The sequence below is a fragment of the Vibrio rotiferianus genome (assembly GCF_002214395.1).
Taxonomy (GTDB): domain Bacteria; phylum Pseudomonadota; class Gammaproteobacteria; order Enterobacterales; family Vibrionaceae; genus Vibrio; species Vibrio rotiferianus.
Genome location: NZ_CP018311.1, coordinates 1300383 through 1315038, shown reverse-complemented (window position 1 = coordinate 1315038; position 14656 = coordinate 1300383). Strand labels below are relative to the sequence as shown.

The 14656-nt window shown below is 46.3% G+C and carries 13 protein-coding genes; 9 read left to right on the top strand and 4 right to left on the bottom strand.

From position 1 onward, the window contains the following. Window positions 1-8 precede the first annotated feature (8 nt). Complete coding sequence (ppsR, locus tag BSZ04_RS06170) at window positions 9-845, bottom strand: posphoenolpyruvate synthetase regulatory kinase/phosphorylase PpsR (RefSeq protein WP_010452955.1); 837 nt, start codon at window positions 843-845, stop codon at window positions 9-11. 349 nt (window positions 846-1194) lie between these two features. Between ppsR and ppsA the strand changes: the two genes are divergently transcribed. The 5 genes from ppsA (at window position 1195) to BSZ04_RS06140 (ending at window position 7270) form a co-directional block, all read left to right on the top strand. Then, entirely contained in the window at window positions 1195-3564 is a 2370-nt protein-coding gene (gene ppsA / locus BSZ04_RS06165; RefSeq protein WP_162531034.1) for a phosphoenolpyruvate synthase, read from the top strand. Window positions 3565-3750: 186 nt separating this feature from the next. Next, window positions 3751-4530, top strand: coding sequence for a lipid-binding SYLF domain-containing protein (locus BSZ04_RS06160; protein ID WP_088879868.1), 780 nt, complete (start codon window positions 3751-3753; stop codon window positions 4528-4530). A gap of 117 nt (window positions 4531-4647) precedes the next feature. After that, a complete protein-coding gene (locus BSZ04_RS06155; RefSeq protein ID WP_088879867.1) occupies window positions 4648-5469 on the top strand; it encodes a LuxR family transcriptional regulator in 822 nt (273 codons plus the stop codon). Between the two features lie 81 nt (window positions 5470-5550). Beyond that, window positions 5551-6807: a tyrosine--tRNA ligase gene (gene tyrS / locus BSZ04_RS06150; protein ID WP_088879866.1), complete on the top strand. Its 1257-nt coding sequence runs from the start codon at window positions 5551-5553 to the stop codon at window positions 6805-6807. Between the two features lie 166 nt (window positions 6808-6973). Next, a complete protein-coding gene (locus BSZ04_RS06140) occupies window positions 6974-7270 on the top strand; it encodes a Dabb family protein (RefSeq protein WP_088879864.1) in 297 nt (98 codons plus the stop codon). Between the two features lie 69 nt (window positions 7271-7339). Here the strand turns inward: BSZ04_RS06140 and BSZ04_RS06135 are convergent, their stop codons facing one another. Continuing rightward, window positions 7340-8815, bottom strand: a complete 1476-nt coding sequence (locus BSZ04_RS06135) for a DUF1214 domain-containing protein (protein ID WP_088879863.1) — start codon at window positions 8813-8815, stop codon at window positions 7340-7342. 132 nt (window positions 8816-8947) lie between these two features. On the opposite strand from BSZ04_RS06135, the gene BSZ04_RS06130 reads away from it, so the two are divergent. Together BSZ04_RS06130 and BSZ04_RS06125 are read left to right on the top strand one after the other, a co-directional pair. Next, window positions 8948-9973, top strand: coding sequence for an AraC family transcriptional regulator (locus tag BSZ04_RS06130; protein WP_088879862.1), 1026 nt, complete (start codon window positions 8948-8950; stop codon window positions 9971-9973). 125 nt (window positions 9974-10098) lie between these two features. Then, a complete protein-coding gene (locus BSZ04_RS06125) occupies window positions 10099-11103 on the top strand; it encodes a DUF1214 domain-containing protein (RefSeq protein WP_088879861.1) in 1005 nt (334 codons plus the stop codon). Between the two features lie 53 nt (window positions 11104-11156). Here BSZ04_RS06125 and BSZ04_RS06120 read toward each other — a convergent pair whose 3' ends face one another. Together BSZ04_RS06120 and BSZ04_RS06115 are read right to left on the bottom strand one after the other, a co-directional pair. After that, a complete protein-coding gene (locus tag BSZ04_RS06120; RefSeq protein ID WP_088879860.1) occupies window positions 11157-12083 on the bottom strand; it encodes a LysR family transcriptional regulator in 927 nt (308 codons plus the stop codon). A 29-nt stretch (window positions 12084-12112) separates the two neighbouring features. Then, window positions 12113-12472 (bottom strand): DUF6559 family protein, encoded by a 360-nt coding sequence (locus BSZ04_RS06115; protein ID WP_045385591.1) that lies wholly within the window; start codon window positions 12470-12472, stop codon window positions 12113-12115. 113 nt (window positions 12473-12585) lie between these two features. On the opposite strand from BSZ04_RS06115, the gene BSZ04_RS06110 reads away from it, so the two are divergent. Together BSZ04_RS06110 and BSZ04_RS06105 are read left to right on the top strand one after the other, a co-directional pair. Then, window positions 12586-13467 carry a LysR family transcriptional regulator gene (locus BSZ04_RS06110; protein WP_071235144.1) on the top strand — a complete coding sequence of 294 codons (882 nt, stop codon included), beginning with the start codon at window positions 12586-12588 and terminating at the stop codon, window positions 13465-13467. Window positions 13468-13570: 103 nt separating this feature from the next. Continuing rightward, complete coding sequence (locus BSZ04_RS06105) at window positions 13571-14653, top strand: efflux RND transporter periplasmic adaptor subunit (protein WP_088879859.1); 1083 nt, start codon at window positions 13571-13573, stop codon at window positions 14651-14653. The last annotated feature ends 3 nt before the right edge of the window (window positions 14654-14656 follow it).

Genomic DNA, 14656 nt, shown 5'->3' with positions numbered 1-14656 from the left:
GGGTCTGATTAACCAAACAAGCGACGCTTCATCCCTGCCCTTTCAAGAATTCGCGTGGTGATCTCTTCCACCGACAAAGACGAAGTGTTGATGTAAGGAATTGCTTCCCGTCTAAACAGCGCTTCTACCGTATCAAGCTCCAATTTACATTGCTCTGTGCTCGCGTATTCACTGCCTGACAATCGGTTCTCACGGATCTCATTCAAACGTTCTGGGTTAATGGTTAAACCAAACAGTTTGTGTCGATGGATTTCAAACTCCGGCAATAAACGCATCATCTTGACGTCTTCAGCGATAAACGGGTAATTCACCACACGTAAACCAAACTGCATCGCCATATAAAGACTGGTCGGTGTTTTGCCACTGCGTGACACGCCAAGGAGAATAATATCGGCCTCATCCAAGCCTTTAAGCGTGATGCCATCATCGTGAGCCAAGGTGTATTCAATCGCCGCAATACGGTCGAAATAGGTGTCCGAATCTTTGCTTACGCTACGTGAGCGCTGCATCTTTGGTTGTGGCGCCATCTGAATGTCATCTTGCACCTTCTGCACAATGCTTTCTAGCACGTCATAGCTGTAGGCTGGAGCTTGTATAAGCATCTCACGGATTTCTGGTACAACAATCGAAAAGAAAACCAAAGGCTTCACGCCATCACGTTGGTAGGAAATCTCGATTTCTTTGATGACATCGGCCACTTTGTCTTCACTTTCAACAAAAGGAAAGGTTTTTTCATTAGGAATAAAGGAAAACTGACCCAGAACAACATGGCCTAATGTCTCACATGTTATCGCCGTTCCGTCAGAAACATAGAATACATCACGACTTTGGTTATTTATTTGCATTTTAGTTTAATTTTTCAAATTCATTTGAGTAGGATGGTTTACATAATATTAATAAATGAGTTTGGCTTGCAATTGCGTGCCCCACAGCTTTGGAAATTCTTCTGAGTTTTTTTAAGCTAAGACGTAATCGTTTGCCTTTCATATCAACCACGAAAAGTGTTGATAGATGTTTGCGTCGGAAAATTCGTTTAAGCCCTAGTTGGGAAGTTGTAGTTAATGCCCCTTATCTACAATGGCTGCTAGTCAGCTCGATACTGCGTCTTCAATGACATTGACCTGCAAGGATGCTCAACTGCTGCTCGAGGTTGGTATAAATCCCTACAAAGCTGCAATGTTTCTGGAGAAAGACATGCAAAAGAACACCCTCTGGTTCAATGGCCTATCCATGGATGATGTCGACAAAGTCGGCGGTAAAAATGCTTCACTTGGTGAAATGGTTTCTAACCTAGCCAATGTTGGTGTATCGGTACCAAACGGTTTTGCGACAACCTCGTATGCGTTTAATCAATTCCTTGACTATGAAGGTTTGGATGAACGTATTCACCAACTACTCGATGAACTGGACGTTGATGATGTAGAAGCCCTGCGTAAGACAGGTGCCACCATTCGTCAATGGGTATTAGAAGCCCCGTTCCCAGCGGATCTTGAACAAGATATCCGTGATAACTATAAAGAACTGACAGACAATCATCCTGAGATTTCTGTTGCCGTTCGCTCTTCTGCAACTGCAGAGGATCTACCGGACGCGTCATTTGCGGGTCAGCAAGAGACGTTCCTAAACGTAAAAGGCATTGATGCCGTTCTAGAAGCGACTAAGCACGTTTACGCTTCCCTGTTCAATGATCGTGCTATCTCGTACCGTGTACACCAAGGCTTTGACCACCGTGGCATCTCGCTATCGGCAGGTATTCAACGCATGGTGCGCTCTGACATTGCATCCTCTGGTGTAATGTTCACCCTAGATACCGAGTCTGGCTTCGACCAGGTGGTGTTCATCACCTCTTCTTGGGGCTTGGGTGAAATGGTGGTTCAGGGTGCGGTTAACCCTGATGAATTCTACGTCCACAAACCAATGCTTGAAGCGGGTCAACACCCAATCGTTAAAAAGACCTTTGGCTCTAAGCAGATCAAAATGATCTATTCAGACCGTCAAGAAATCGGTAAGCAAGTTGAGATCATCGATACCTCAGTGGAAGAGCGCAACGCCTTCTCTCTGAATGATGAAGAGATCAAAGAACTCGCGAAGCAAGCTATGATCATTGAGAAGCACTACCAACGTCCGATGGACATTGAGTGGGCAAAAGATGGTATCGACGGCAAGCTATACATCGTACAGGCGCGCCCAGAGACAGTATGTTCTCAAAGCGAGCAAAACGTGATTGAACGTTACGAGCTCAGCAACAAAGCAGACGTTTTGGTTGAAGGTCGTGCAATTGGTCAACGTATTGGTAAAGGTCCAGTGCGTTTGGTGGACTCTCTAGACCAAATGTCATTGGTCCAAGACGGTGATGTGCTGGTGACAGACATGACCGACCCAGATTGGGAGCCAGTGATGAAGAAGGCGTCTGCGATTGTTACTAACCGTGGCGGCCGCACTTGTCACGCAGCCATCATCGCACGTGAGCTTGGTATTCCTGCAATCGTAGGTTGTGGTGACGCCACCAACAAGCTAACCGACAGCGAGACAGTGACCGTATCTTGTGCAGAAGGTGAAACTGGCTACGTCTACCAAGGCGAGCTAGATTTCGAAATCAAACGCTCTGCGGTCGATGAACTTCCACTGCTACCAACCAAAGTAATGATGAACGTGGGTAACCCAGACCGTGCATTCGACTTCGCTCAGATTCCAAACGAAGGTGTGGGTCTTGCGCGTCTTGAGTTCATCATCAACAAGATGATTGGTATTCACCCGAAAGCGCTGCTGAACTTCGATACGCAAAGTGACGAGCTAAAAGCAGAAATTACTGAGCGTATCCGTGGTTACAAAGATCCAATCGATTTCTACGTTAGCAAGCTTACCGAAGGCATTGCGACTATCGCGTCTGCATTCTGGCCAAAACGCGTTATCGTTCGTATGTCTGATTTCAAGTCGAACGAGTACAGCAACTTGGTTGGCGGTAAAGGTTATGAACCACATGAAGAGAACCCGATGCTGGGCTTCCGTGGTGCATCTCGCTACATTTCTCCAGTGTTTGAAGACTGCTTCGAGCTAGAAACTCAGGCAATCAAACGCGTTCGTAACGAGATGGGTTTGAAAAACGTTGAAATCATGATCCCATTCGTTCGTACACCAAGCGAAGCGGCATCAGTTATCGACTTGCTGGCTAAGTTCGACCTACGCCGTGGTGACCAAGGTCTGAAAGTCATCATGATGTGTGAGCTGCCGTCAAACGCAGTACTTGCTGACGAGTTCTTGAAGTACTTCGATGGCTTCTCTATCGGTTCGAACGACATGACTCAGCTTACACTTGGTCTTGACCGTGACTCTGGCGACGTTGCTCACCTATTCGATGAGCGTAACCCAGCGGTTAAAGCCATGCTGCAAATGGCGATCGACGCGGCAACCAAAGCGGGCAAATACGTCGGTATCTGTGGTCAAGGCCCATCAGACCATGAAGATCTTGCTGAATGGTTAATGGAACAGGGCATCAGCTCTGTGTCACTCAACCCAGACACCGTTATCGATACTTGGTTGCAACTAGGTAACGTGAGCAAGTAAAGCGAGCCTTTCTAACTTGTAATACGAAGCCCTCAAGCTCCTGAGTTTGAGGGCTTTTTCTTTGCTTGCCATGTCAAAGCTATGTGAGTTCGTGACCACAATCCCAAGCTATGTCTTCCTTATATTCTCCCCCTTCCCTTTTTCACCTAAAATTAAAGCACACCTATTTCATAGAAGAATGGATATATGAAAAAGCCTCTTGCTCTTATCACTGCCTTAGTCATGCTCACTTCTCCGGCTTATGCCGACTGGGACGACATTTCTAACAGCCTTTCAGACTTAGGGGAGGCAGTTTCGGATACGGCGAAGGAGACGTGGGACAGCACCAAAGAATTCTCAAAACAAGCATGGGAAGATTTTACTAATTGGTCAGAAGATGCGATTAACACCGCTGGCGAATGGACGGATGCAAGTATTGAAACCAGTAAAGAGTGGATCGACGAAGCCGACAAGAAAATTGATGAGCTGATGGAAGGTGATACGCCAGAAGAAGCGCGCCAAGCGATTGATTTGATGGCGGATAGCACCTTGCTCAAACTGTTTAATGAGAAACCTGAAGCCAAAATGCTCTACGACAAAGCTTACGGTTACGCGGTGTTTGATTCACGCAAACTGTCGCTGATGTTCCATACCAACTCCGGCTCTGGTGTTGCAGTCAACAAGTCGACGGATAAGCGCACTTACATGAATATGTTTGGTGCGGGTGTTGCCCTTGGTGTTGGCGGTAAGTTCTACCAACAAGTCGTGCTGTTTGAGAAAGAAAAAGACTTCAACACCTTTGTTGAGGAAGGCTGGGAAGCATCGAGCGAAGCTTCTTTAGTCGCTGGTGAAGATGGTGAAGAAATGACAGCACAGTTCAACAGCGGCGTGGCGGTATATCAGTTAAACACAACAGGCTTGTTGGTTGATGCTAACATTTCTGGCTCGAAATACTGGGTCAACAAAGAGCTGACCGATTCGCAGTAATCGCTTAGTGACAATGATTTATTGATGGGGAGCACAACGCTCCCCTTTTTGATCACTTTGGGATATTTGTCTATTGCGTTATGCTTATCTCACCCTTTATCGAACTCTCGAATCCCCATGCCGAACGACGCATTCAACACTCAAATTGCAGAAACAATTTCTGCGCTTAACTCAACAAGCTTTACGCCTAAACTGATGCGCGTTATTGCTTCGTTATTGAGTTTTGATTGTGCGGTGATCCTCGGCTACCGCGAAGGCAAGCACCCTATCTATCTGTATGATTCGATTGAGAATGAACGCGAGCTTTTGTTCCAGCGTTATCTCACCACCTCTTTTCAAAACGACCCGTTTTACCAGAAGCTTAACACGAGCAAAGAGCAAGGCATTTTTACGCTCAAAGATGTCGTAGGCAAAGACGTCGCGCGTAACGATCTCGATTACCAAGCCTACTGTGAGCAGTTTTACCATCAAACGGGTTGGAAGGATGAACTCAGCATGCTGATAGAAATCGAACCGACGCGTTGGGTGATGCTCTACTTCGGTTTTATGCAGGACGATAAGCGCTTCACCAAGCCTCAAGTCACCAAGCTTAAATCTTACTTCGCGATTATTCAGTCTTTGTGCCAACAGCACTGGAAACAGACTGAGTTTACACTCGCCGAACCAGTCTTCAGCCCTAACGCTTATTCAGGACAAATGCGTGACGCGATTAAATCTGCACTGGCATCTTTTGGTGAAACTGTCCTCACCAAACGAGAGCAGGAAATCGCGGCATTGATCGTGCAGGGCTATGACAGCAAAGAGATTGCAACGCAGCTAGATGTTAAGGAAGGCACAGTGAAGAACCACCGTAAACGCATCTACGCGCAGCTGAATGTCGCATCGCTAAGCGAGCTCTTTCAGTTGTTTCTCAACCACCTGATCACTCAATCAAGATAACAAACTGTCCCTTTAGGGATATATCTCGATTCCGCATCGCCTTTTAATCTGAATACAACCAAACCAGACAAAGATAAGACGATGACACTGATAGAAGATTTACAAGCTCGCGGTTTGATTGCCCAAGCGAGTGATTTAGACCAAGTTCAACAACTGCTATCTGAGCCACAAACCTTGTACTGCGGTTTCGATCCAACCGCAGGTAGCTTGCACATTGGCCACCTTGTTCCACTGATTATGCTCAAACGTTTTCAAGATGCAGGACACCAAGCCATCGCTCTGATTGGTGGTGCGACCGGTATGATTGGTGACCCGAGTTTTAAAGCCACAGAGCGAAGCTTAAACTCAGAAGAGACCGTAACGGGTTGGGTGAAAGATCTGTCGAATCAAATTCAACAGTTGATGAATAACCAAGTCAGCAAGCCAATGATCATGGTAAACAATGCGGACTGGGTGAAGCAGATTAACGTGATCGACTTCTTCCGCGATGTGGGTAAACACTTCTCCGTGAATACCATGATCAGCCGAGAGTCGGTGAAGCAACGCTTGCAACGCCCAGATCAAGGCATCTCATTTACTGAATTCAGTTACGCACTGCTGCAATCTTACGACTTCGCAGAATTAAACCGTCAGTACGGCTGTCGTTTGCAAATCGGTGGTAATGACCAATGGGGCAACATTGTCAGCGGCATCGACCTTACTCGCCGTCAAAATGGAGAACAAGTATTTGGCTTAACCTTACCTTTGATCACCAAATCTGACGGCACTAAGTTTGGTAAAACCGAAGGTGGTGCAGTGTGGTTAGATCCAAGTAAGACCTCGCCTTACGCTTTCTACCAATTCTGGTTATCCGCGGAAGATGCCGATGTTTACCACTTCCTGCGCTACTACACCTTCTTGAACTGCGATGAGATTGCTGCGATTGAGGCACAAGACAAAGAGAGCAAAGGCAAACCGCAAGCACAACGTATCTTAGCAGAGGAAATGACGCGCTTTGTCCATGGTGAAGAAGGCTTAGCAAGTGCAGAGCGAATCACTCAAGCACTATTTAGTGGCAATGTGCAACAACTAAGTTTGAGCGAGCTAAAGCAGTTGGAACTCGATGGCTTACCAAGCATGCTAAGTGCCGATCAAGACTTGGTCGAACTTCTGGTTGAATCAGGCTTAGCCAACTCCAAGCGCATTGCTCGTGAGCTTATTGGCAACAACGCCATCAGTGTGAACGGCGAGAAAGTTGATGCAGAAAGCCCAAGTTTGAACTTCCCACTGTTTGACCAATACTGGTTGCTTCAACGCGGTAAAAAGCACTTCTGCTTAGTGAAACGCATCGAGGGTTAATCGCTCCCATCTAACTACCTTCAACCTAGCTAGACCAACTAAACGCGAGCCAAAGTGCTCGCATTTTTGATTCCCTATTTTGTGAAGCCAAAAGCTAACTTTAGAGTGCATGCCCGTTATAGTGTTGTTCTTCAAACACAACAAAATATAACAACAGCACAAAACCATGATCAGACACATTCTACTCATCAAATTTCAAGCTTCTGCCACCAGCGACAAAATCCAACAATTGCGAGAACTATTCGAAGCTATGCCAACGAAAGTGGAAGGCGTAACCGACGTTGAATGGGGCTTAAACAACAGCCCAGAAGGTAAAAACAAAGACTACACACACGCTGTGATGATGACGTTTGCCGATGAAGCGGGTCGTCAGAATTATCTGCCTCACCCAGAGCACGATGCGTTGAAAGAGGTGTTTAGACCACTGCTTAAAGACGTCATCGTGTTTGATTACGAAATCTGAATCTCTCAGGTAAGTATCCGGACAAATAAAAAGCCACCACGACAATTTTCATCATGGTGGCTTTTAGGGTTACTTCACGTGTTTAAAGTTTGGCAGAATCGTTTCTGGTTTCTGCTCAACAAACGCCTTGCTTGGTGAGTAAGCACGGAAGTACACAAACCAGTTTTCATCTGGTCGAGTTTGTACCCAGTTTGCTTCATTCACACCTTCTGGCTTAGTTGGTGAGAAATGGAACGTGTAGTTCCCGTCTGCATCTTTCACTGTGCCCGGAACGTTTGAGCCCACATCGGCACGTTGAATATTGTTATCGATGATGGCGCGGTTTTCCACGTTGTACACCGTGATGGTCCAGAACAAATCGGCGTAGTTCACATCGCCATCTAAAGTTAGCGTGTAGTGATTGCTACCATTTAGGCCATAGCCTTCTCCGTCACGATAGTTATCAAGGTATATCTGACCCCAGCCACCATTTTCAAAACCATGCATCGCAATATCGTTCGTCACCGCTTCATAAAACCATGCCGCGCGACCATCGAGATCCATGCCATAAGCGCGATCTTGGTTTGGTGTTGATGCTGTTGCAACTTCCCAACGGTTCCCTTCAGGCCCGTATTCTGATTGATGTAAGCGACCCGTTTTGTTGAAGTCGATATTCTTAGTCATTGCCTCACCAAGCACTACCGCTTCTTTCATGATCTTCACTTGCTCGGCATTTGGTTCGAAAGGTTTATCCTTCTCAATACCCAATGGACGCAACATGTCATGCATCATGCGATCGCGTTCTGCAACAGGTTCTGTTTGAATGGCTTCGTTGAGCACTTGCCAAAACTCCATACCACGTGGGTGTTTCGCATCGAGACCTTTTTTCGGGAAGTTAACACCTCGATCACTAAGGGGTTTGCCATCCAGATGCGTGATAGACATCGACTCCAAGTCCATCATGCGCTGTTTCTCGGTTTTCGCCATTAAACGCACACCAAAGAAGACATAGTTGGTATCCGATTCAAGTACCACCGCATCTTTTGGTAGGTTCTTTGGTGTTTCGCTGCCCTTAGCTTTTATCACGTATGTGCCTGGTTTGGTCATTTGTGCAATGCCAATCTGCCACATGGTATGCACCGCGCCACGCAGTTCATCGGTCGGGATGTTCACCACTACGGGCTCTTTCTCTACGTTAAACCATGTAATCGCGTAAGGCGTTGAGGTGTTGTAAGTTAGGCCGCCCAATTTAGACTGATGCGATGCCACATAAGTAATTTGGCCATCTTCTGAGCCCATTTTTTCATACGCCACCTTCCACGCGTAGTTAGACGTCAGCGGAATAGACCAAATGTAAGCTTGTGTCGCGCGCTGAAAATCCATCAGATTAAACAGTTTCTTTGAGCTTTCCTCTGTTGGAATGCCGTTGAGCACGCTGGTTTCAAAAGCAAAATCACCAGAGCGGGTGTGCATGTTCTCAATCTTGATGTTGTTGTCTGCGTATGCGCTACTGGTTAAAGCGGCAAATATCAAACCAGAGATAAGGGTTTTCGTTACTTTTTTCATGTCTATTCTCTACTCGTCATTTCAGGCGGTATCGGGAGGACGAAGTTGAAATCAGTCATTTCTTGACCAACTCAATATGGCGCAGTATAAAAACAAGCCGAGACTGAAAATTGACATTTTGAGAATATTTGAGTGAAAAACGAATATCGATTGAGTGCGTTATACCTCTCTGCTTTTCCTAGATTGTGCAGACGATATGATGTTGAGCCTCAAACCTTAACCTCAAAGCTCAATATTCAAATCTCAACCTTACACGATGAAAACCAAGAGCTTAGCCATCAGCAATTTTCAGAACTGCTGAACTTGGCCGCCAAAGAGGCCCAAGACCCGCTGTTCGCCCTAGAGCTCAGTACCTTGATTGACTACCAGTCTTTGGACATCGCTATGTTGCTGATTGCCAGTCAGGAATCTCTCGCAAACATCTATCCGGTTTTGTTTGGTCTATACAGCTATCAACAGCGCGCTTCTCGCCATCAACTTGATATTCGTGAAGACATTGCTCGCCACTTTACCCAGTTCTTATTCGAACCCAATGTCGATACAAGCCAACACGCTTTGCTTTCCATCGGAGGCATTATTACAACGTTCAAGATGGTATTGGGCGAACGGTTGAAGTTGCATCAAGTCCATTTCAAAGCGCGCTACCAAGGTGAATCAGGAGCACAGCAGCAAACACAGATAGAACGTCTTGAACGTTTCTTTGAATGCAAAGTGATATTGGGTAGTCAGTTCGATGGTTTTGAGTTCCCCAAAGCCTTACTCGCAGAAAAGCCCGATTTGGAAATGACCATCACCAATCAAATGCGACGCAAAGTCTCTCATGGCCTTCAACATCACAACACGCTATTGGAAATCACCACCAACTCGATTCTGCTATTGCTTCCTCTCGGTGATATCAGTAAGACCTTGGTCAGCAAAATGCTCGGCACCCACCCGAAAACATTGCAGAACTTGTTGAACAAAAATGACCTCACCTACCGAGATATCGTGAATTCAGTGCGCGACACCGAGAGCAAGAAGCTGCTCACCAACAGCGAATATCCAATCGGCACCATCGCTGACATGCTTTGCTACGCTTCTGCCGACTCTTTTATCCGACAGTTCAAACGCACCAATCGCACCACTCCTTTGCAATATCGAAAACAGCATCGCGTGTGACGGCTGGCAATCCGAGCTTGCAATTCGATTTAGTTATTAACTGAATTACATCAATTCATTTCTGTCATCAAAGACATGTCGATAAAGTGAGGTCATCTCTTAATGACGACCTCAAGGTAAGCGACATGAAAAAGACCATCTTAGCGACTCTTATTGCCATCACCTCTATGCAGACCATGGCAGCCGTTAAAGTGACCGACGAAAACTTCGCCCGTGCAGAAACTGACCTGTACTTCACTCAACAACTAGAGCGCCAACCAATCAATGTGTTTGACCACAACCGAGACAGCGTCACCGTTGATAATCAGATGATCATTCGCTCAAATACCGACTTACTCTACTCGACAGCCGTGGTAGATGTATCGAAAGGGGCCACTTTCCGTTTAGCGAAAGGTGATGCTTACCAAATCATGCATTTCTTTAACAACAATCACGACAACCACATGGCGATTTATGGTGGTGACGAGATCTACATTGATTCGAAAATTGCAGGCTCGGATTACATTTACATCTTAATGCGTACCGCTACGACGGCAGGCATGGAAGAAGCACATCGCTTACAAGATGCCGCCGTGATTGATGCAAAATCCGCAAAACCATTTAAGCCAGCGCAAGATTGGGACAGCACCTCTCGTGACGCGGTGCGTGCGAAATGGGAGAAGCAAGTCAACACGATTAAGACAGAAGAAGCCTTCACTACTGGCATTACTGCAACTTCAAAAAATAAAGACTTTATGATTGGCACTGCATCCGGCTGGGCGGGTTTACCGGCAGACTACGCCGTGTACTCTTCACGAGCAGGCTCAGGTAAAGTCCAATGTGCCAGCGTTACCTTTGACAAACCATCGCTGAGCTACGAGAAAGGTGGTTACTGGTCTATTACAGCATACTCTGGTGAAGGCTGGTTGATGACCAACAATAACAGTATGAATTCAACCTCCGCCGTGCCAAATAAAGATGGTTCTTATACCATTCAATTCGCGCCACAAGGCGAGACATGTGGTGATGCTAACAATGTCATTGAGGTTAATGACGCTGAATGGAAATTTGTAACGCGAGCTTATCGCCCAAATAACAAAGCAAAAGTTATCAAAGAGATGTATAACTTTCCTAACGTGACAGCAAAATAACGCAGGACAGGCTGAGTCTATTTAGGACGGTACAGCCTCAAGAAATAAGCCTCTCAACCGAGAGGCTTATTTTTTTCTTCGATGATGGCTTGAGAAGTTGTGATGATTTTTCGCTTGAGCCACTGGTGCATAGGGTGCATACGCTTATTGTGCGATTCCACCAACACAATATTTTTTAGCTCATCCGGTGCGCGGTTTGGGAACGTGACATAGTCAAACTCATCGCAAAGATAACGAGCGAGCTGTTTAGAGCAAGGTAAAATAATATCGCTCTGCTTGATCACATCGAGCAAGGTATGCAGATAGGAACTTCGTGCCTTTACCTTCAACGTTTCACTTGAAAGGTGCTTGGCAATAAAGGGCTGGGTATCGTTCCATCCCGGCACCACCAAACTGGCGTATTCTGCTTGATTGATTTCAGATTGAGACAGAGTCTTTCCCGCCAATGAATGGTTAGTTTTAACTAAACCAACAAAATCATCTTCACCAATGACTTGGTGGGTAAACTGCTTATTGGTTTCAATTGGCGAATAGTTGATGGCCGCTTGAATCTCGCCATCGAGTAGCTTTTTGAGTGTTTGAGAACCCCAATTCACTATGTTTACTTGTGCGCTTGGTGCCTCTTCAATCACCGCAAGACACAAACGTGCACCGAGCCAGTTAGAAATAAAGCCGTTGATTGCAATGGTAATATTGCCTTGATAATCAGAAGGATTAAAGCTTGGGGAATCCAGAATGACCTCATCCAAGCTTTCCATGATCATCGGCAACTTGTCACCCAACTCAAGTGCACGAGGCGTTGGTTTTAAGCCAGAGTGAACGCGAGTAAACAGCTCATCACCAAAGTAATCACGCAACCTTCCCAACGCTTTACTGACTGCAGGTTGGCTAAGAGCCAGTCGGTCCCCAGCAATACGCGTGTTCTTAGTTTCAAGTAACACCAGAAAGATACGAAGTAAGTTGAGATCCAGTTGCTTCATTGTGGTTCGTTTCCCTAATACAACCCTGTTTAGTATCGACTGTTCATCCCAAATCGGTGGGACATATCGTCGTCCATACGACCGCCTTTCCAACCACCCGAACCAAGTAGATTCAAAACATCTTGTGCGGTGTAATCACCACCATCGAAGAAATCGTTGGCAACATCAGAACGCAGAGACTGAATTTGAGCTGCTTCTCCTGAGTTGAGTTCTTCAGGATTAGCATAAAGCGCTAAAGCGATTTGTTGTTGGCGCTTGCTCAACTCGCTTGTGCTGCTTTGCACTTGTCCGATAGAGAAATACTCGCGGCTTCCATAGCCCTTAATCAATCGGGCGGAGAGCAGCTTGATGACCTTCTTAATTCGACGGCGTTGAATGACTCTAAGCACATTAATACCCTATTCTTCTTATAGCAAAATTGACGTTATATTTTGTGCATAACGTTATGATGCTTTAGAGTGTCACGGTTTAATACAGTGTTCAATAAGCATGGAGCGCCATTGTGAAAATCGACGATCTTAAACTCTTCATTAAAGTGGTCGAGCTAGGAAGTTTTACCGCCGCGGCAAACGCATTAGATCTGCCGCGCGCAAATGTGAGTCGACGGATCGGTGAATTAGAGCAGTCCCTTGGAGCCCAGCTGTTTCATCGCACCACGCGCAGCTTATCGCTGACCAACAACGGCGAAGCCTATTATGAGAACCTACAAAAAGCGCTGACGATGCTCGACTCGGCGAACGAACAAGTCAGCAACGACACCAACGAAGTTCGTGGTCGTATCAAGCTTGGATTGCTACCAGAAACTGACGAACTGGTTCGTCCAATTTTGTTCGATTTCCACGACCAATACCCTCATGTTGAGTTAGATATTCGCAACATCAACAACGGGTTTCATGACATGTTCCAGCAAGGGCTAGACATCGCCTTTCATGGCGGTGCTTTGTTTGATTCCGATATCGTCGCGCGCAAGTTACTGACGCTCGACCGCTGCTTGGTCGCTTCCCCGAACTACCTTCAAACCCATGGTACGCCGGAGACTCTCGAACAACTAACCGAGCATAAATGCGTGTGTTTTCGCTGGCCAAATGGTGACGTCGATAATGTATGGCACTTTCAAGAACAAAGCGTACGGCTTAACCCGAAGCTTATCTCCAACAACATCGGCTTTATTAAGAATGCCACTATCTTAGATCGTGGCATTACCTTTATGCCTAAGTTATTGGTGCAAAGAGAACTGGAAGCTGGCAGTTTAGTGCAGCTATTGTCACAGTATTCAGTAACAGAAGAGTCGGGCTGGCTGCTCTACCCTCAACCCAAAACCCTTAGCCAGGCAAGTAGACTACTTATTGAACACCTAATTCAAGAAATACCAAAGCTTGTTTAGTTCAAACAATTGTCTCATTTTATGAGACAGTGAGTCTCAGCGTTGAGTGATTATCTGAACGCTGTTCGATTGTATGATGGCACCAAATTTATGGAGCCAACGTATGAATCGTCTATTCAAAATCACCACTTTGAGTGCTGCGACACTTGCCCTATTGGGTTGCAATCAAAGTCAAGCCACTCTAGAAAAGCCAAAATCTTCACGCCCTATTCAAGTGGTCGAGGTTTCTGCTGAAAACGCTGCATTGAACAGATCTTTCAGCGGCATTGTTCAAGCTAAAGAGAGCGCATCTCTTTCTTTCCGTGTCCCTGGCACCGTTGAGAGTGTTTTGGTAAAGAAAGGCGATCATGTCGAGAAGGGAGAGATCATTGCTACGCTTGACCCTCACGATTACCAAGTTTCTTTGGAAGAACTGCAAGCGCGAATGTTGGAAGCAAAGTCCGCACATAAACTTGCAAAGGCTGAGCTAAAACGCGTGAAACAAGCGACGGCAGACGACGCGATTGCCAGCGTTAATTTAGATCGTGCCATCAGCGGTTATGAACGCAGCTTGTCCGCAGTGAAAGTGGTCGAGAAAAATATCCAACGCGCGGAAGACGCTCTGGCATACACCATACTACGGGCACCATTCACTGGCACCATTGGTGAAATTCGCATTGATGCATTTGAGCAAACTCTGCCAGGAGTGAGTGTTGCTACCATCCAACAAGACGGTCAATGGGAGGTCGATATCGACGTGCCTGAAAACATGATTCGCCAGTTCAGTCTTGGTCAGTCTGCGGCACTTTCTTGGTATGCTTCAGAACACGCTTATGACGCGAAAGTGACTGAAATTGCGCCGAAAAAGCATCTACTCAAGCAAACATATCCTGTCACCCTAGCGATCGACTCGCTTTCTACTGAGTTGTTCAATGGCAAAGCAGTGACAGTGACGACTTCATTCCAGCCTAGCCAATCTAGCCATTGCTTCCCGTACTCTGCAATTTTGGGCGAGAAGAAAACGCTTCACGTTAACGTCGTGCGCGATGCGGTTGTCCATACCGAGCCAGTGAGTTTGGAATCTATCGATGCTCATCAAGCTTGCGTTTCAGGCACTTTCCGCCCAGGTGACTATGTCGTGATCAGCGGAACGCATTACCTCAAACCTGGCGACAACACGCCAAACCTAACCATTAAAACGCTATAGGTC